16 protein-coding genes are annotated in these 16,803 nt (G+C 50.3%); 7 read left to right on the top strand and 9 right to left on the bottom strand.

Annotated features, from left to right (window positions below; all coding sequences use genetic code 11):
- Window positions 1-7: 7 nt before the first annotated feature.
- The 3 genes from NSQ24_RS01115 to NSQ24_RS01105 are packed head-to-tail and all read right to left on the bottom strand — an operon-like array spanning window position 8 to window position 3,731.
- A complete protein-coding gene (locus tag NSQ24_RS01115; protein WP_003390302.1) occupies window positions 8-1,495 on the bottom strand; it encodes an ATPase, T2SS/T4P/T4SS family in 1,488 nt (495 codons plus the stop codon).
- 19 nt (window positions 1,496-1,514) lie between these two features.
- A complete protein-coding gene (locus NSQ24_RS01110; protein WP_003390301.1) occupies window positions 1,515-3,008 on the bottom strand; it encodes an AAA family ATPase in 1,494 nt (497 codons plus the stop codon).
- On the bottom strand, window positions 3,009-3,731 hold the full coding sequence (locus NSQ24_RS01105; protein ID WP_339167011.1) for an RcpC/CpaB family pilus assembly protein: 723 nt from the start codon (window positions 3,729-3,731) through the stop codon (window positions 3,009-3,011).
- 186 nt (window positions 3,732-3,917) lie between these two features.
- On the opposite strand from NSQ24_RS01105, the gene NSQ24_RS01100 reads away from it, so the two are divergent.
- From NSQ24_RS01100 to NSQ24_RS01080, 5 genes are all read left to right on the top strand, one after another.
- On the top strand, window positions 3,918-4,175 hold the full coding sequence (locus tag NSQ24_RS01100) for a DoxX family membrane protein (RefSeq protein ID WP_339167009.1): 258 nt from the start codon (window positions 3,918-3,920) through the stop codon (window positions 4,173-4,175).
- Window positions 4,176-4,270: 95 nt separating this feature from the next.
- Window positions 4,271-4,438 (top strand): TraB/GumN family protein, encoded by a 168-nt coding sequence (locus NSQ24_RS01095; RefSeq protein ID WP_339167007.1) that lies wholly within the window; start codon window positions 4,271-4,273, stop codon window positions 4,436-4,438.
- A 649-nt stretch (window positions 4,439-5,087) separates the two neighbouring features.
- Window positions 5,088-5,591, top strand: a complete 504-nt coding sequence (locus NSQ24_RS01090; protein ID WP_339167005.1) for a hypothetical protein — start codon at window positions 5,088-5,090, stop codon at window positions 5,589-5,591.
- Window positions 5,592-5,657: 66 nt separating this feature from the next.
- On the top strand, window positions 5,658-5,900 hold the full coding sequence (locus NSQ24_RS01085; protein WP_003390296.1) for a hypothetical protein: 243 nt from the start codon (window positions 5,658-5,660) through the stop codon (window positions 5,898-5,900).
- 575 nt (window positions 5,901-6,475) lie between these two features.
- A complete protein-coding gene (locus tag NSQ24_RS01080; protein WP_339167004.1) occupies window positions 6,476-7,873 on the top strand; it encodes a TraB/GumN family protein in 1,398 nt (465 codons plus the stop codon).
- Between the two features lie 70 nt (window positions 7,874-7,943).
- On the opposite strand, the gene NSQ24_RS01075 is transcribed toward NSQ24_RS01080, so the two are convergent.
- Entirely contained in the window at window positions 7,944-8,516 is a 573-nt protein-coding gene (locus NSQ24_RS01075) for a hypothetical protein (protein ID WP_243014864.1), read from the bottom strand.
- A gap of 670 nt (window positions 8,517-9,186) precedes the next feature.
- Between NSQ24_RS01075 and fmdA the strand changes: the two genes are divergently transcribed.
- The gene (fmdA, locus tag NSQ24_RS01070) at window positions 9,187-10,365 is read left to right on the top strand and encodes a formamidase (RefSeq protein ID WP_031933435.1); all 1,179 of its coding nucleotides are present in this window, start codon (window positions 9,187-9,189) and stop codon (window positions 10,363-10,365) included.
- A gap of 35 nt (window positions 10,366-10,400) precedes the next feature.
- Window positions 10,401-10,760, top strand: coding sequence for an FmdB family zinc ribbon protein (locus NSQ24_RS01065; protein WP_327970037.1), 360 nt, complete (start codon window positions 10,401-10,403; stop codon window positions 10,758-10,760).
- A gap of 95 nt (window positions 10,761-10,855) precedes the next feature.
- Here the strand turns inward: NSQ24_RS01065 and NSQ24_RS01060 are convergent, their stop codons facing one another.
- The 5 genes from NSQ24_RS01060 to nadB all read right to left on the bottom strand — a co-directional run bounded on the left by NSQ24_RS01060 (window position 10,856) and on the right by nadB (window position 16,345).
- A complete protein-coding gene (locus NSQ24_RS01060; protein WP_051567418.1) occupies window positions 10,856-11,059 on the bottom strand; it encodes an aspartyl-phosphate phosphatase Spo0E family protein in 204 nt (67 codons plus the stop codon).
- A gap of 355 nt (window positions 11,060-11,414) precedes the next feature.
- On the bottom strand, window positions 11,415-12,773 hold the full coding sequence (locus NSQ24_RS01055) for a helix-turn-helix transcriptional regulator (protein WP_122958269.1): 1,359 nt from the start codon (window positions 12,771-12,773) through the stop codon (window positions 11,415-11,417).
- Between the two features lie 339 nt (window positions 12,774-13,112).
- A complete protein-coding gene (locus tag NSQ24_RS01050; RefSeq protein ID WP_122958268.1) occupies window positions 13,113-13,877 on the bottom strand; it encodes a type III pantothenate kinase in 765 nt (254 codons plus the stop codon).
- A 10-nt stretch (window positions 13,878-13,887) separates the two neighbouring features.
- Window positions 13,888-14,733 carry a carboxylating nicotinate-nucleotide diphosphorylase gene (nadC, locus tag NSQ24_RS01045; protein ID WP_024984723.1) on the bottom strand — a complete coding sequence of 282 codons (846 nt, stop codon included), beginning with the start codon at window positions 14,731-14,733 and terminating at the stop codon, window positions 13,888-13,890.
- On the bottom strand, window positions 14,723-16,345 hold the full coding sequence (nadB, locus tag NSQ24_RS01040; RefSeq protein WP_003390284.1) for an L-aspartate oxidase: 1,623 nt from the start codon (window positions 16,343-16,345) through the stop codon (window positions 14,723-14,725). The genes nadC and nadB overlap by 11 nt, the downstream gene beginning before the upstream one ends.
- Window positions 16,346-16,803: the final 458 nt, after the last annotated feature.

The following is a 16,803-nucleotide window of genomic DNA, read 5'->3' as shown; positions in this document are numbered from 1 at the left end:
CTACCTCCTACATCGGAATCGGCGTCGAAAAGAAAACCCGGTCCCACTCTTCTGGCTGCAGTCCTTTTTCCGCCCAGCGCCGCACCAGTTTCTCCGGTTTATACCCTGTCCACCTGTACTGGCCTACTACCCGTCCGTCCTTTACTCCCGTAGGCTCGTATACGTAAATATCCTGCAAGTAAACGCGGTCCGGATGGATTTGCCTTACGTTGCAGGCTTGGCGGATGCGGTCCTCATGTGACTGGCCCGTCCCGATCACTTCGGTAATCGCCACCACTTTGCGGCTCCCGTCTTCTTCGAATCGCTTCACCTGGACGATCAGGTCCAGCGCCGACCCGATCATCAGATTTCTTTCCGTCGTATTGTATGACTCCTCCGCCTTGGCGAACAAAATCGGCAAGGTCGAATCGATCAATGCCCGCGGGGAGTTGGCGTGAGCGGTACTCCAGCTGCCCGGGTGGTCCGTGTTCATCGCCCAAAGCATATCCACGATTTCTCCTCCTCGCGTCTCCCCGACGATGATGACATCCGGCCGTTTTCTCAGAGAAAGCCGCACGCAATCTTTTATAGAGAAGCCTCCCTTGCCCTCATAGTTGGCAGGCTTGGCCAAAAAGCGCCGGACAAACGGATGCTGCAGCTTCATTTCCAGCACGTCTTCAATTGTAATAATGCTGAGGTGATGCGGGACGTACTGCGAAATCAGGTTGAGCAGGTGCGTTTTCCCTGAACCGGTCCCCCCGCTTACGATGCCGGAAGCGCGAGAGAGACTGATCGCCCATTTTAAAAACGTAAGCATAGGCTCGCAGATCGAGCCATATGCGAGGTAATCCGCCTCTGTCAGCAAATCGCGGTGCTTTCGAATCGTCAGCATGTGGCCATCCGGAGAAATAGAGCGATGGGTCGCCGCTACCCTGGAACCATCCGGCAGTTGGGTATTCAGCTCTGCCTTTGTCTCGTTAAACTCGCGGCCCATAGTGGCGGCCATCTGTTCGAGAAGCCGCAGCATCTCCTCTTCATCGCGGAAGACCGGTATATCCGGTACTTCCAAACGCCCCGTGCTCTTTCGCTCGACGACCAGGTGATCGTAGCGATGAAACATGATTTCCGTAATATCGGGGTCCTCCAGCAGCGGATCAAGCGGCCCCCAGCCAGTCAGGGAGCGGATCAGCCGCTCTACCTCCGCCTCAATTTGAACCGAAGCGAGCGGAGTTCCCGTTTCCAAAAGGAGGCGAATATCCCGTGCCAGCTCTTGCAGATAGGCTGCTTGTCCTTTTTCCTCCCACAAACGCTTTCCGTGCTTCTCCACGATCTGCGTTCGAATGGCTGCCTCTGCCTCGAAAGTCAGCCTTCTATCTACAGGAGCATGCTGCTTCATCTGCATTCTCTCCTGCAGCGTTTGCGATTCACGAGCAGATTCCTTTGCCTGTGTTCGCAGATCAAGGCGTTCACGGGTGACAGCCTGAATTCCGAGCAGAGTCTTTTTGTCAAAGTTCATCCAGCTCTCTTCCTCCTTCCTATCTCCTCAACCACTTCCACAGGGAGGCGCGTTCCTTCTCCTTCTTTTTTCCCGAACCGTCGGCCTCTTCTTCCAGAGGCAAAAGGGCTTTGCCTAGCGCTTCAATGGCATCCTTGGCCGCCAGCTTTCCCGGATGCAGCATGACAGGATTGCCCGTGTTGATCGATTTTTTCACTTCCTGGTCATCGGGGATTGGAAATATCTTTTTGCTGGGATGCAGTTGAAAATAGGCGCGTATCTCATCGAGGGTAAACATCTCTTTTCGCTGCAAACGGTTCATGCACAGAGAAATGCGTTCCTCCGGATAATCCGCCTCCCGCAAGAGCTTTAATATACGTTGAATATTTTCAATAGAATCAACTACGGGATTCCCGACCATCACGACCTGCTCGGCAAAAAACAGCGCCTGGATCGTTGCATCCGTCGTATCTGGAGCCGTATCGATCAGGATGACATCATAGTGGCTGTTCTTGAGCGCATCCAGGATCAAATACAGATGGTAGTCTTTGATCTCAAAGCTGTGCCGGATATCGCGCGGAGAGGTCAAAACATGCAAGCCGCTTGCCTCGTGGACAACGATATGCCTGTCCACTTCCTGCGGCGAAAGCTGTACACTACCGATCTGGACCTGCCACTCCTCCCGGCTCAAATCACCCGGTTCCCGGCCTTGGGAGCGAATCCAGTCATGCAGCCGCTCGTCGATATCCTGGACCCACGAATACAGATTGGGAGTACGCGGCAAATTCAATGCAGTCGCAAAGGTTCCCAGGTCCAAATTGAAGTCGACAGCCAGAACCTTCAGAGGATTTCCGCCAAGCTTCCGTTGTGCAAAATAGATGGCGAGCTCGCGGGAAAGAAAGGTTTTTCCGACGCCCCCTTTTGGACCGTATACGGTAATGAGCCGTTTTTTTGCCTGTTGGCCGCTTCCTGCAACATAGGGGTGGTGGGGCTTGGCCTCCGCGACTCCAGAAAATCCAGCCGCCTGCATACCTGCTTCCACGCCCGGAAAAGCCGCTCCGCCCATACCGTTGCTTGTCGTTCCGATACCGGTCAGACCTGTTCCCGTCCCGATCATTCCTCCCATCGCCGCACTGCCTGCCGGCATGCTGGCATGCATCGAGGACATGGCTGTCATGGAAGAGAGCTGCATCGCGAGCGCTTCCAATTGGCCAGAATGGATCGGCTTGGCGATCACCCACATGCCCAAATTGCGGAAAAATGGCTCCCATATCAGCTCCTGTTCACTACAAGCGGCGATAAACAACAGGTGCGGAAAAGCAAGTCTGAACTGCTGGCACAAAACCCCTCTTTCCGCTTCCTGCACTCCCCCGAGCAGCACGATGTCCGGTTTGTTTTCATGAAGGGCCCGCCACGTCTCCTCTACCCCTGTCGTTTGTCCGCACACCTCCAGCCACCGGCTTCCGGCCGTCTGTGTTTGCAAGGCTGCGCCGACAGCGGGATCATCATCCACGATCAGCAATCGCTTTTTCACTTACTGCTCCTCCTCTCCCCACCGTTTTTTCGTTTTCATCAGAGCCGCTGCAAAGCTCGCGTCACCGACTCCCGCACTGTTTTCTTCCTCCAGGAAAGACGCCTTTCCCAAGCGGATCTTTCCGTAATGAAGGGCATGGGTAAGCAAAACGGCTTCCCTCAGCTGCAGCGAAAGCGTGACCGCCTCCAGTCTGGGAATATCGCCGTCCATCTCTCTCTGCACCCCGATCACCGGCATGTTCCGCAGGAGCAATCCGGTATGCGCGCCGCTGTCGTCTTCAAACGATGCGTACACATGCACCCGTTCGCCAATCGCTACATGCGGATTAATGCCCGTGACGTTGTTGACCGGAATGCTGATGCCCGTCATCGACCGCTCCAGCTCCCGCCCTTTCGCAACTTCCCCCGCCTGCTCTACGTCTCCCGGCAAAAGCGGTCTTCCTCCTTCTACCCTGCGAGACAAAGGACGATTCAGATAACGCGAAGCTTCTTCCCACGGGATCAAGCCGAAAGCCTCCGCAGACTGCTCCCGGGCAAGGCCGCCCACCTGAATCTCGCCGCGCTCAAGATCGGATGCAGCCAGCTTTTCCCCGCTCTCCTTCGCCACATTTCCTCTCAGCTTGACAAAGACAAAGGTTTGCGGCTGCAAAAAGTGATACGCTCCCGCCGCTACGCAAGCAGCCAAGAGCAGGATGGCAACCAGCCGCAGAGGATGGATGGACATGCCTTTGCCTCCTTTCTCTGTTTTTGCCAGCGTACAAAGGATGGACGGGACAAAAAAAGCCGGCTTTCCAGCAATAGGGAAAGACGAGTCCATCTCCTCGGACTTTTGCTTCGCATATATGACATTAGATGTCATACCTTGGGAGTTATACTTAGGTCCATCTAGGGAATGAATGGGGGATTCGGTATGAAAAAATGGCTTCGTATTGCAAAATGGACTCTGTTATCTGTAACCTGCTTTTATTTTCTTTTCATTGGTTTCTTTAAATTAAATGGAAATCCGGACATTACACTCGCTTTTCAACAGTATGGATTTCCTTATTGGTTTCAGATCATAGTCGGTCTTGGCGAAGTACTGGGGGGCCTCGGATTGTTATTTCATAAGCTTTTCCGCTACGCAGCCTTCGCATTGGCTTTTATTACGTCTGGCACCCGATACGGCTAAAGAGTTTAACAAACGGCAGCGACTGTGGGCAAAAGAGGATCTGGGCGGCTTTACGAAATCGTTTACTGCCTCCCAGCAAATAATGGAGAGTGACGTTGTTCGGAGAACGGGACACGAACATGGCCGTAAAGCTGGCTACCTTTCTTGAACAGGGAGGGAAATCCACCGCCTTTGTCGTCATTGGCGCCGGACATTTTGTTTTTGAGAACATGGTAATTGATCAATTGAAACAAGAAGGCTATTACGTGGAGTTTATTGGGTAGCTTTTTTGAAAAAAAAGGACGCATGATTTCCATGCGCCTTATACATTGCTCGCCCCACCTATTCTTTTCCAAAACGCTATAAATGTAGACATGAATAAACTCTCTAAAACTTATTTTTTCGATTCTTTTCCGTTGTCTCCCATCAATACGATGGGTTACGTTTAACCCTTTTCCAGAAAAGGAGTAGCATAAACTTGCGTATTTGGATAGATGTCGCTATAAACTGTAGCAATCACTCTATCCTCGTCCTTGGAGTTGTAAAAATGAGGGGCTTTTTCAACTGAAACTGCTTTTCTTCTCCTGGTGATAACCCCACAATTACCACATTTCCCTTGCTTTCATTCTTTGAAACTGTAGTCCAATCTATGGTTGTTTCTGTCCACATCGTTTCAAATTTGATTCTTCGCTTTTTACGTCTGTCCGCTTCTTTACTACCTAAATGCAGGTTCCCAAGTTGTTCCAACTAACTTCACCGAGTTACCGTGGCCGTGAAAATACAGATTAATTTTATCTCTGCTAAAGCATTTTTTTGGCTTTGTACACTTTATGCATTCTATGTCCCATTTTCTACATTTCATGTAAAAAATGTATTTTTTATAAAGTTAATATATTACATTAATCCCATAACGATCAACAGGATAACGCATTCGTGAAAAAAGTTGACCCTTTTGTCAAATTAGACGCCAACACTATGCGTTTCTTCTTAACAAGTGATGCAAAAAAACATTTGTCTTCGAATGAGTATTCTCAAGCAGTAGCAGCCATTAATCAAACGAATGCTTTGATTAAAAAGAACAAAAGCAACTTGATAGCAAATGGTAAAAAAGTATCAATTAACCAAAAGATGGTTGCCAATTCAATTGATACTAATGCATACTGGGATTACGAACTTTTCTGGTGGGGACACCGCTTTTATCTCTCTCATGAGTTATGTCAAGACATTCGAGCTGAAGCAATGGGAATTGGTGGAGCTGGCACCATAACGGCAGGAATCCTTGTAGGTTTAGGGGTTCCGGGTTGGGTGGCTTCAATCATCGTTGGTTCTGGAGTACTAAGTCTTTACGTCGTCACCAAGATTGACAAAGGAAATGGAGTTTATATTGATACCTTTCATGTAGGGGTTCCGGGTGTTCCTAACGTGTACTCTGCTTAATATTTTCGGTTAAATGGGTAGAACACTCCGTTCTACCCTTCATACATAGAAAGGGGGTGACGGTACTTGATAGCAACCCGCTTTATCACTCATAACGTATTTGGCTTTCTTGCCATTTTGCTAATTTCTCATTTACCACTTTCCCCCTTTCTCGGAGTCCTCTTGGTAAGTATAATATGGATGGTCTCTGCTGCCTTTTTTACAATGGACTATAAAGAAACTAAACAAATTAAAGGAATAGTTCTTGCCGCACTAACACTTTATGTCATTATGGATCTATTGGTCCTTATAACGCTTTTGGAAAACTGAAGCCCATAATAGGGATGCCCTCTTGCAATATTCGCTGGAGGGCATTGGCTATTGTTTTTCTGTTATCCGGTCTAACATCGTAAACATAAGCCAAGGTGATTTGCTTCAGTATGCCTGCCGGATCGTCGGCTAATTGCTTTTTTCAACTGTCAGGATTGTTCAATAATCATTTTGTAGTAAGGCTATCGATTGCCTTCAATTTTACTTGCTCCCAGTCATCAAGCTTCAAAGTTTCTTTGTAAATCCACAATTTTATCCCCGACTTGTTGACAACATCGTATTGTATAACTCGAATTTTCTATCAGGCTGATCGCTTTTCGGGATAATTCGGATCGTTTGCGTAGCCGCCCTTCCAGATTGCTGGCAGGCCGTCATGTAATCTGCACCAAGTACGTCATAGTAACGTATGGCTTTCCCTCGTACCGTTCAGGATTAACTCGGAGAGATCAGCGATAGACTCAGCGCAAGGTTTTGTTTTCGTAAAAGTGTTTATTACATCTATGAATAGTGTAAATAATACACCATCTTCATCATAATATATTGGGGTATAATCCCTCTGAAAGGGAGAGTATTACATGAGACTCAGTAAATGGAGTAAACTACAACGCCTACTCGCCAGCGGCTTGCTCGGCATAACCGCGATACTCGGAAGCGTATTGACCGTACAGGCGAACGAAGCGCCTGCCGCAGCGCCTGCAATCAGCCCCTGGGCCGTCCAGACTCTTCACGAAGGCGAAAAATACGGAATTTATCCGCTTGCCTGGTATCAAGACGGCACCTTTCAGCAGCCGATTACCACAGACAAATTTCAAGCTTTACTGGCCAACACCGCAGCGAAGCTGGATAAGCTGGGCTTCAGCAAGAAGACTGATTTCAGCGGCCCGAAAGCAACAGATACAATAGCGAGAGAAATGGTCCTGAACTCGCTGTACGGCGTCCTCACACAGTACGAGCTGCCGGAAGCTTTCGAAATCGGCAAGCTTTCCCCGATTGATTATTTGCAAAAGAAAGGCATCGTGAGCGGAACCATTAAAAGCCTGGGACTGAACCAGCCATGCACTGTCGAGCAAGCCGCCGTCTTTGCAAGCAGGCTTGTAACCTATACATACGATACCGCCCAGGGAGGGGCAAAAGGGCTGCTCTGGAAGGCCACCAAGGGAGGCAACACGCTTTACCTGCTCGGTTCGATTCACTATGGCACTCCGGATATGTACCCGATGCAAAAAAACGTCAGGGACGCGTTCGCCGCATCCGATACCCTTTGGGTGGAGCTGAATCTCCTCTCTGACGATGAAGAGGCGTTGGAATACTTTAAAGAATCCATGATGTACACCGACGGCACAACACTGAAGGATCACGTATCCAAAGCGACGTATGAGAAGCTGCAGAAGGTTACCGACAAGCTGAAACTTCCCCGGGATGCCTTCGACTCCTACAAGCCTTGGGCCGTATCCACCGGCCTGTCCCTGAATTCCACCAGAGTCTCGCCAAGCGAGCAGCCTCAGTCTTCGGCTTTGGGGGTCGACATGTACTTCCTGCAAAGCGCGCTTCTTTCCGGGAAACCGATACACGAGTTGGAAGGCATAAAGCTGCAAGCCGATCTTTTCAACAACGCACCGCCTGACCTGCAGGAAAAAGAATTGAATGAACTGCTGGACTCGGTTTTGAATCCGGATGCCGCCTCGCAGAACACGGCGAAACAGCTTATCGAGTGGCAGCAGCTATGGGCAAAAGGGGATCTGGACGGCTTTACGAAATCATTTACTTCCTCCCCGCAAATGATGGAGAGCGCTCTTGCGAAGGGGTTGTTCGGAGAACGGGACAAGAACATGGCCGCGAAGCTGGCTTCCTTGCTTGAAAAGGAAGGCAAATCGACTGTCTTTGTCGTCATTGGTGCCGGGCATTTTGTGGTCGAGAATATGGTGATTGATCAATTGAAGCAAAAAGGCTATAAAGTGGAGTTTATTCGGTAGCTTTTTTGCGGGTAACAGAGAGGGCGCATGGATGTCATGCGCCTCTTTCATTACCGTATATAGGATCAAGCTAGTTTATATTTTCAAGGTATTTAATAAATTCGGGTAAAAATTCAGTGTTATGTAAATCTCTGGAGTGGTCTGCGATAAGTACAATACTCGCATTTAGTTCTTTACCTGAAAAATTATAGATAAGAAAATCAGTATTTGGATATATCTCACTGTATCCTTTTGTGATTCCGCTATCTTCATTCGTCGCATTATAAAAACCAGATGAATAGGATAATGCATTTTTCCATTGGAATTTTTCTTCTATACCGGGAGAAAGCCCAACCATAACAACGATTCCTTCACTCTCATTTTTATATACTAAAGTCTTGTTGTTTTCTTGAAAAAGGCTATGCTCTAAATCGGAACTGTCTTTAAATTTACGAACGAGATTCGTAATAGCCCAGTCTTCGGTTATTTCAATATAACCATCTAGTGAAAAATTAGTCTTAATATCCAGATACCTTTTGTTAAATTTGTCGATGTCTATAACTGTTGAATTACTGCTAACGTGATTACTCTGGCATGATATTAGCAGAAGGATTATGGATGTAAACATTAGGTATTTTACGTGCACTCTTTTTCCAATTTCCATACAAACCACCCTTTTTTAGAGGTTGGACACGCAAATAATAATCGAGAGACATTATAGTTTGCTTACTAAGAACATATCGCTAAAGTGCCCTTAAAACCTTACTCCGAGATCAATAGCTAGTTGGTCCTAAAGCCATCCGCAAAGTAATTGCAAACAACATCGGTTATGTCTCGCTCTCTCTTCGCAAACGGAGTCCGTAAAGGGCTTCCCCAGCCTTATGTAGTTCCTGCGTTGGAAGATCCTTCAATATTTTGCAATCGTAACATTCCCTGCCCTTCTGAGTGCTTAACAATGCTCTCGAACGCAAGCTATGCGTTCTTTATTTGTGTCGGTTTTTTGGTCACTGCTGAACCTGTATTCTTGGGAAAAATGGGTATAGAAGTAGAATATATAGCAAGCATAAGGCAAATATACCATATATTGGTAATCTCTGAATATAATTTTTAGTTTACAGAAAATGCCTATATATTTGCATTCGTCTGTCATCTATCAATAAATCTTTCACAATCTCCTTGGCGAAATTAAAAGAATGTAGACTTGTCTTTAAAAACAAACAGACGCTTTTCTATTTTATAACAGGCTTAAATCGAACCATTCACGCATATGGACTTAACAAAGGGGGGACAGGTGAAACCAGGTGAGCAAATGAGGAAAACAAGGGGGAGACAAAATGCCTGAAGTGCTGTTCAAGGTGGATTTGACCAAACCGATGGAGGAGCAGGATTTACCCGGGCACAACCGCTGGCATCCCGACATTCCTGCCGTGGCTGCGGTAAACCCGGGGGCTGTGTTTCGCATCGAGTGCAAGGACTGGACGGATGGACAGATCCAGAACAACGACGATCCGAGCGACATCCGCGACGTCAATCTAAAGCGCGTCCACGTGCTCAGCGGACCGATCTGGGTAAACGGGGCAGAGCCGGGCGATTTGCTCGTCGTCGACATCCTCGACATCGGCGCGCTGCAGGGGGCGGAGTGGGGCTTTGCCGGCATTTTCGCCCGGGAAAACGGCGGCGGCTTTCTCACAGAGCATTATCCCGAGGCAGCCAAGTCGATTTGGGATTTCCACGGTATCTACACCACCTCGCGCCACATACCCGGAGTCAGATTTGCCGGGATTACCCACCCCGGACTGATCGGCGTCGCTCCTTCCCACGAGCTGCTTGCGAAGTGGAACAAGCGTGAGAGGGAACTGGTCGCGACAGACCCGCACCGCGTGCCGGAGCTGGCTACTCTTCCCGATCCGACGAGCACTGTGCTCGGTTCGCTTACCGGTGCCGAGTATGAGCGAATCGCTGCCGAGGGGGCCCGTACCGTGCCGCCGCGGGAAAACGGAGGAAACTGCGATATCAAAAACCTGTCCAGAGGCTCCCGCATTTACTTCCCCGTCTTTGTCAAAGGGGCGAAGCTGTCGATGGGAGACATCCACTTTTCCCAGGGCGATGGCGAAATCTCTTTCTGCGGCGGAATCGAAATGGCGGGCTTCATCGATCTGCACGTGGACATTATCAAGGGCGGCATGGCCAAATACGGCATCGTCAACAATCCTGTTTTCAAACCAGGTCCGGTCGAGCCTCACTATTCCGAATTCCTTGTCTTTGAGGGCATTTCCGTCGACGAATTCAGCGGTAAGCAGCACTACCTTGACGCTCATCTCGCCTATCGTCGTGCCTGCCTGAACGCCATCGAGTATTTGAAAACGCTGGGATATACCGGCGAGCAGGCCTACATGCTGCTTTCCACCGCACCTGTGGAAGGGCGGATCAGCGGCATCGTCGACATTCCGAACGCGTGCTGCACGCTCGCCATACCGACGGCGATCTTTGACCGTGATATCACACCGAAGTAACAAATCTTCACTTTTTTATAGGAGAGGATGCAGTCATGCCGACCTACTCGTTTTTATGTGAAACCTGCGGCGTCTTTGATCTGTACCGCAGCATGGCACAAGCCGGGGACCCCGGCCATTGTCCGGAATGTCAAAAGCTTGCGGTCCGGCTCTATTTGCCCGCCGGGCTGATTACGTCGTCCAAAGCGCTGCGGACCCGCATCGAGCAGAGTGCGGTGCCGAAGGTGGTGAAAAGGGAGACTCCCGGCTGTTCCGGGGAAGGCCAGAGACGCGGCAGCGCTCAAGCTCACGGGCATGCTTGCGGATCGCATGGACACAGCCATGCCAGTCATGCTCCCGGTCAAGCGCTCCATCGTTCGCACGCACCCAGCCGTCCGTGGCAGGTGGGGCATTAATCCGTTTGAGAAAAACATCTGCGAGCGTACCAAGCCAAGCCCAGCACCGTGGCGTGCTGGGCTGTTTTTGCTTACGTTTGACTCATGCATGTTTTTTATTTGATTGACTTAATTTTCATTCTGTTTTGATACTGGACAATATACTGGTCCAGACGCTGGCTCAATTCTACAACTTCCCCGTTGTCAAAGCCTTTTTCCTGAACAAGTTCAACTAATTGTCCCCGCAAGCTCTCTATAATCCTTATTAAGTCCGTCTCATTATGCCGATTTTGTTCTTGTTCACCTACCAACCGGATCATGCACCTGCCTTTAGGAGCAAGCGATTCCCCTTTTGTAGGCATTCCTTTTAACGGGCACATAAGGGGAACGTCCCATTCTAGAATTTTCACAGCGATCGGATATCACACTTCCTTATTATGTAATACAAGGGCATTTATAACTATACTAGATTCTCCAATAAATACGGCTTTGAAAAAATAAGGAAATATAAAAAGCCAGTACCCGTTTGAAGGTACTGGCCTTTTGATTATCCACCCATTCCGTGTGTGTAGGTTTGCACTGTTTGGGTGACTGTAGTAGTTGACGTTTCATTGTTTGCAATACCGATGCACAAGCTTACAATTAGCGCGAGTGATAACGAAAACAACTTTCGTTTCATTCTTTGAACCTCCCTATTATTTCTTGATATATTCGTTCATGCTGCTCCGATGCATGGTGTCGATGTTCCCAAAACAGTGCAGTACATCGTTTAAATGCTTCTTGATTCTTCAACTTATCGGCTAGGTCCAAACAACATAATATTTCTTCAAGTGCATTGGTAATGCGCCCTTTCTTTAACTCATAGACGACTTTATTATACCTGAAATTATAATGTCTGCCAATATTAACCGGATCCTCATATTTATAAAAACGTTCTATTTCTAGAGAATACTGTTCTAAAATAGGTTCGATAATAATGTCATATTTACTGGCCGCTTCCATGAGAGTCAAAAGCCCCGCTGGTATTTCCGCTGGATGATTGGCTAAAAACTCCAAATACTCAGGCAAAATATGGGTTTCCCCCATCAGCAAATTATACGTGTACAAATTGGCTTTTGCCCACGTCTTGAAATTCTCAACCTCTCTTTTTCCCATATCATCCAAGAGTTCGAACCATCCAAGATCAGCATAGCCTTGAACGTATTTTTTCGCTTCGTTATACAACCCTTGCATTTGTAATGCGACACCTTTTGCGAGAAACCCTTGTCCATAGTACACAACCAAATGGCGTTCCGTTCTTAACTGCTCACAGGTCTTGCCGTTTTTCCGTTTACGCAACTCATCCTGATAGACCTTCATGGCTAGTGATCGTAGTTCGTCTGCGTACTTCTCCACTTCCCTCCACTTTTGCTGCATAAAACACACATTCGCCAATTGCAGCAACCCGTCCAACTGAAAATTTTCCGGTAAACGCTTCCGATAAGGTTCAAACCGAATAACCGCCTTCCAGTTCTCTTCGGCATCTGTCCCTTGTGCTGCCCGGAACAACCGGTACTGACTGATCAAAAAGCGGTCGGAATGGCTGTCCTTCTCATTTTCAATTACGAACTCATAGAACGGAACAGACTCCTTCCGTTTCCCGCCCTCAAAGAGCTGCTCTGCCACTGAAAAAAGGATCCCTACATTTTTGGGGTCATCCAGCAATTTGGAAACGATCTGTTGAATACAATCCTTCAGGCCAATTTCTGCGCACCGGATCAGGTAGGGAATCACTCGCGGGCGAGATACCCTCTCTTTTGCGAAACACTCTTCTGTGTACAATTCATAGAGCCACCCTAAAGGCTTCCCAAAAACTTTAGTCAACGCATCCAATTGTCCTATCGTCATCGGGCGGTTGCCACGTAAAATATCACTAAGGTGTCCGTGATTTATACCGGACAATTCGCTGAGCTTGCTTAATGTATAACCGTTTTGCTTCTGATGCGTTTCTATCTCTGACCGCAACGACCGTTGCACCGTCTCTTGCAGCCTCATAGAAAAACACTCCCCCTACTCCCAAAGTGATTACTATTCAGTACGTTAAGTCACTCTTGATAAAGAGATATCTTTTTTGGTATTTCTATATTTTACCATATGATACACATAGAGGTAAACTAGTGGAAGTATTTCTCCTAACATATCTTCTCATTTTGTTGGAGATAACCCCCGGCAAACAAAGAAAGAGTTTCGAGCGCCTGTCTCCTCGGTCGAGGCGAAAACAAGAAAAGCAGTAGGACTCGATGAATCTTAAAGGCTCCCATTATAAAAGAGAGCAACCCTCCTGCCGATTTCCCTGCAAGAGAACTGCTCTCTTTTTATGAACAAGCTAACATCTCACTGATTCCGTTCGTAAATCAAACGAAGGCCCTTCAGCGTCAAGTCGCCATCAACAACATCGATGCACTCTGCTTCGTTTGCAATCAAAGGAGCCAAGCCCCCTGTCGCGACCACAGTCGGCTGTGTGCCGTACTCGGCCTTGATCCGGCGGACAATGCCCTCCACCTGACCGACAAAGCCGTAGTAAATCCCGGCCTGCATCGCTGATATCGTATTTCGCCCCACCACGGACGAAGGCTTCGCGATCTCGATGCGGGGCAGCTTGGCAGCGCGGCTTACCAGCGCCTCCGTGGAAATGCCGATCCCCGGGGCTATGGCACCGCCCCAGTACTGTCCGCGCTCGTCCACATAGCAAAAGGTGGTGGCCGTGCCAAAATCGACGACGATCAGCGGGGTTCCGTACTCGTGAATCGCGGCCACCGCATTGACGATGCGGTCTGTCCCGACCTCGCGCGGATACTCGTACTTGATGTTGAGGCCGGTCTTGATTCCGGGTCCCACGATCAAAGGCTTATGGCGCAAGTACTTCTCGCACATCCGCTCCATCATCACGTTGATCGGCGGCACGACTGAGGAAATAATGACACCGTCCACGCTGTCCAACGTCAGGCCGACACTGTCAAACAGGCTGCGGACGAGCATGCCGTATTCGTCTTCTGTTTTGTTGCGGTCCGTAGCCACGCGCCAATGATGACGCAGCGTTTCTCCCTCATACAGTCCCATCACGATGTTGGAATTTCCGATGTCCATCACCAGTAGCATAAGGCTTCTCCTACCGTTTCCGGGTGTTTAAATCGAGACTGATATCGAGCGCTTTTACCGAGTGCGTCAGCGCTCCGACCGAGATGACGTCCACCCCAGTTTGGGCAATGCCCCCGATCGTCTCCAGCGTGACGCCGCCGGAGGCTTCCACGACAGCCCGGCCGCCGATCATGGCGACGGCTTCACGCATCGTCTCGTTTGGCATGTTGTCCAGCATGATGATATCGGCTCCGGCAGCCAGTGCCTCCTGCACCTGCCCCAGCGACTCCGCCTCCACTTCGATTTTCATCGTATGCGGAATGGCGGCACGGGCCGCCGCGACTGCCTGAGCAATTCCGCCCGCTCCCTTGATGTGGTTATCCTTGATCATCACGGCATCGTACAGTCCGTAGCGGTGGTTGTGTCCGCCCCCGACGCGGACTGCGTATTTTTCCAGCATTCTCAGGCCCGGGGTGGTTTTTCGCGTATCCACCACCCGCGCCTTCGTTCCTGCGACTGCGTCGGCATACTGCCTGGTCAGCGTCGCGATGCCGGACATGCGCTGAAGCAGATTGAGCGCCAGACGCTCACCGCTCAAGATCGAGCGAACCGAACCGCTGACGTCTGCGATTTGCTCTCCTTTTTCGACACGCGCCCCTTCCTGGACGCGGCTTGTAAAGGACAAGGCTGGATCTACGGTCGCAAACACCTGCTCCGCCACGGACAATCCGGCAATAATCCCTGCTTCCTTGGCGTACAGAATGCCCGTCCCTGTCTCCGTCCCGGGAATCGTGCTCATTGTCGTCACGTCTCCGAAGCCGATGTCCTCTTGCAGCCACTCTTCAATTTTGCGTTGCAATTCCCGCTTATTCCACATCGTACTGGTCACTCTCCTCACGTACACCCTCATCCATCGACTGGATGATGTGCTTGCGCCAAATCAAATCGTCTTTGTTCGGGAAATCATTGCGATAGTGTCCGCCCCGGCTTTCCTCCCGCCGCAATGCCGCGCGTGTCGTCAGCACGGCCGTACCGAGCAGGTTGAGGAATTCGAATGCCTCGATTTCATGGTGCTCGCAGGCGTAAAACCGCTGCATGCGCTCCAGCTCTTCCAACGCCTTTTGCAGTCCCTTTTCCTGCCGCTTCACGCCGACGTGGCGCAGCATCAGCTTTTGCAGCTTGACCCGCTGCTCTCTCGTGTTGACGGTCCGATTCCCCCGTTTTTCTGCCTTTGCCTGCAACGGACGTATTTCGGGCAACGGCGGAAGCTCCCGGATGCGATGAACAATCCGGTGGCCAAACACAACCGCTTCCGACAGCGAGTTGCTCGCCAGGCGGTTCGCTCCGTGCACACCCGTGCAGGATACCTCGCCGCAGGCAAACAGGCGCTTGGTAGAGGTCTCTCCGTTCAGATCGGTCTGAACTCCGCCCATGATATAGTGGCAGGCAGGCGCGACCGGAATCCAGTCGGTTACCATGTCGAGCCCGTATTGGAGGCAGAACTGGTAAATGTTTGGGAAGCGATGCTTGATCAGCTCCTCCGACTCATGCGTGATATCCAGATAAACATAAGCCGAATGCGTGCGCTCCATCTCGGAAACGATCGCCCGGGCTACGACGTCGCGCGGCGCCAATTCCTTTTGCGGATGGTACTTTTCCATGAAGCGCTCCCCGCTCGTATTGCGGAGAATCGCCCCTTCCCCGCGTACCGCTTCCGAGATGAGAAAGCGCGGCGCACCCGGATAATACAGCGCTGTCGGGTGAAACTGGATAAACTCCACATCCTTGATCCGCGCTCCGGCCCGATACGCGATCGCGATTCCGTCCGCTGTCGCGATCTCCGGGTTGGTCGTGTAGCGGTAGAGCTGACCCGCTCCTCCGGTCGCCAGCACCGTGGCCTTTGCTTCCAGGAAAAAGCGTTCACCGTCCGGCTTCATGGCGATCACTCCGACGCATTCGCCGTCCTGCGTCACGACATCAATCGCAAAGTGGTCTTCCAGTACGGTGATGTTGGACTTCTCCCGAACGCGCGCGGACAAGGCCCGGACGATTTCCGCTCCCGTTGCGTCCCCGTGGGCATGCAAAATACGACGTTTGCTGTGCGCCCCTTCTTTGGTCAGCTCGTACCGCCCCTCGGCGTCTTTGTCAAACTCTGTACCGTAGGCGATCAGCTCTTTTAAGCGTTCAGGCCCTTCGTGGACGAGGACTTCCACCGCTTCGTACGAGCACAGGCCCGCTCCTGCGATCAAGGTGTCCTGACGGTGCAGCGCGGGCGAGTCGGACTTGGCCGTGACCGCAGCAATGCCTCCTTGCGCCCAGCGCGTATTGCTATCGTCGAGTTTCTTTTTGCTGATCAATACCACTTCATTTTGTTCACTGGCTTGCAGGGCCGTATACAGCCCGGCGATGCCAGCGCCGATGACCGCCACTTCCGTTTTCATCCGCGGCAATGTTTGCAAATCAAAGTCAGCAATATAGCGGGGGATCATTCCCTGTGTCCCTTCTCTCATCCGTGATCAAATCTATGTTTCACCCATTATAACAAATACGTCTTGGTAGCAAAATGAGTTGGCGCAGCTCTTTTGTAAGCCTGAAGCTTTGCGAGTCTTAGCAAGCTTTACGAGGCTTTCGGGTTTTGGGCGGCGTTGTCCGGGCTGCGGTGGCGGAGATGAAACAGGAGAAAAAGGCTCCAGGTTCGGTGGGACACTTGCTTGGAAGCTTATACTGTCCGGCTCCATTCCAAAAGGGGAACCGCGTCCAAAAGCAGCCTGCCCGAGGATGCGTCTCAGAGGTTGGACGCGAAAAGCGTGTTCCCCTTTTTCCATTCCTCCTGGGCCGGTGTCCCAAAGACCTTCGCCTTTTTCTCCTGTTTCATCTCTACAGCGATTGTTTTCGCCCGGTCTTCCTAAAAGCAAAAGATAAAAAAGCCTTTGCTTCGATGAACTTG

This window comes from Brevibacillus sp. FSL L8-0520, assembly GCF_037963895.1.
Lineage (GTDB): Bacteria > Bacillota > Bacilli > Brevibacillales > Brevibacillaceae > Brevibacillus > Brevibacillus borstelensis.
This window is presented reverse-complemented; position numbering and strand designations above follow the sequence as displayed.

What these genes read in the sequence shown, in the direction of transcription:
- NSQ24_RS01115 (WP_003390302.1), bottom strand. Translation starts at nt 1,495, where the DNA reads ATGAACTTTGACAAAAAGACTCTGCTCGGAATTCAGGCTGTCACCCGT.
- NSQ24_RS01105 (WP_339167011.1), bottom strand. Translation starts at nt 3,731, where the DNA reads ATGTCCATCCATCCTCTGCGGCTGGTTGCCATCCTGCTCTTGGCTGCT.
- NSQ24_RS01100 (WP_339167009.1), top strand. Translation starts at nt 3,918, where the DNA reads ATGAAAAAATGGCTTCGTATTGCAAAATGGACTCTGTTATCTGTAACC.
- NSQ24_RS01080 (WP_339167004.1), top strand. Translation starts at nt 6,476, where the DNA reads ATGAGACTCAGTAAATGGAGTAAACTACAACGCCTACTCGCCAGCGGC.
- NSQ24_RS01075 (WP_243014864.1), bottom strand. Translation starts at nt 8,516, where the DNA reads ATGGAAATTGGAAAAAGAGTGCACGTAAAATACCTAATGTTTACATCC.
- fmdA (WP_031933435.1), top strand. Translation starts at nt 9,187, where the DNA reads ATGCCTGAAGTGCTGTTCAAGGTGGATTTGACCAAACCGATGGAGGAG.
- NSQ24_RS01065 (WP_327970037.1), top strand. Translation starts at nt 10,401, where the DNA reads ATGCCGACCTACTCGTTTTTATGTGAAACCTGCGGCGTCTTTGATCTG.
- NSQ24_RS01060 (WP_051567418.1), bottom strand. Translation starts at nt 11,059, where the DNA reads ATGATCCGGTTGGTAGGTGAACAAGAACAAAATCGGCATAATGAGACG.
- NSQ24_RS01055 (WP_122958269.1), bottom strand. Translation starts at nt 12,773, where the DNA reads ATGAGGCTGCAAGAGACGGTGCAACGGTCGTTGCGGTCAGAGATAGAA.
- NSQ24_RS01050 (WP_122958268.1), bottom strand. Translation starts at nt 13,877, where the DNA reads ATGCTACTGGTGATGGACATCGGAAATTCCAACATCGTGATGGGACTG.
- nadC (WP_024984723.1), bottom strand. Translation starts at nt 14,733, where the DNA reads ATGTGGAATAAGCGGGAATTGCAACGCAAAATTGAAGAGTGGCTGCAA.
- nadB (WP_003390284.1), bottom strand. Translation starts at nt 16,345, where the DNA reads ATGATCCCCCGCTATATTGCTGACTTTGATTTGCAAACATTGCCGCGG.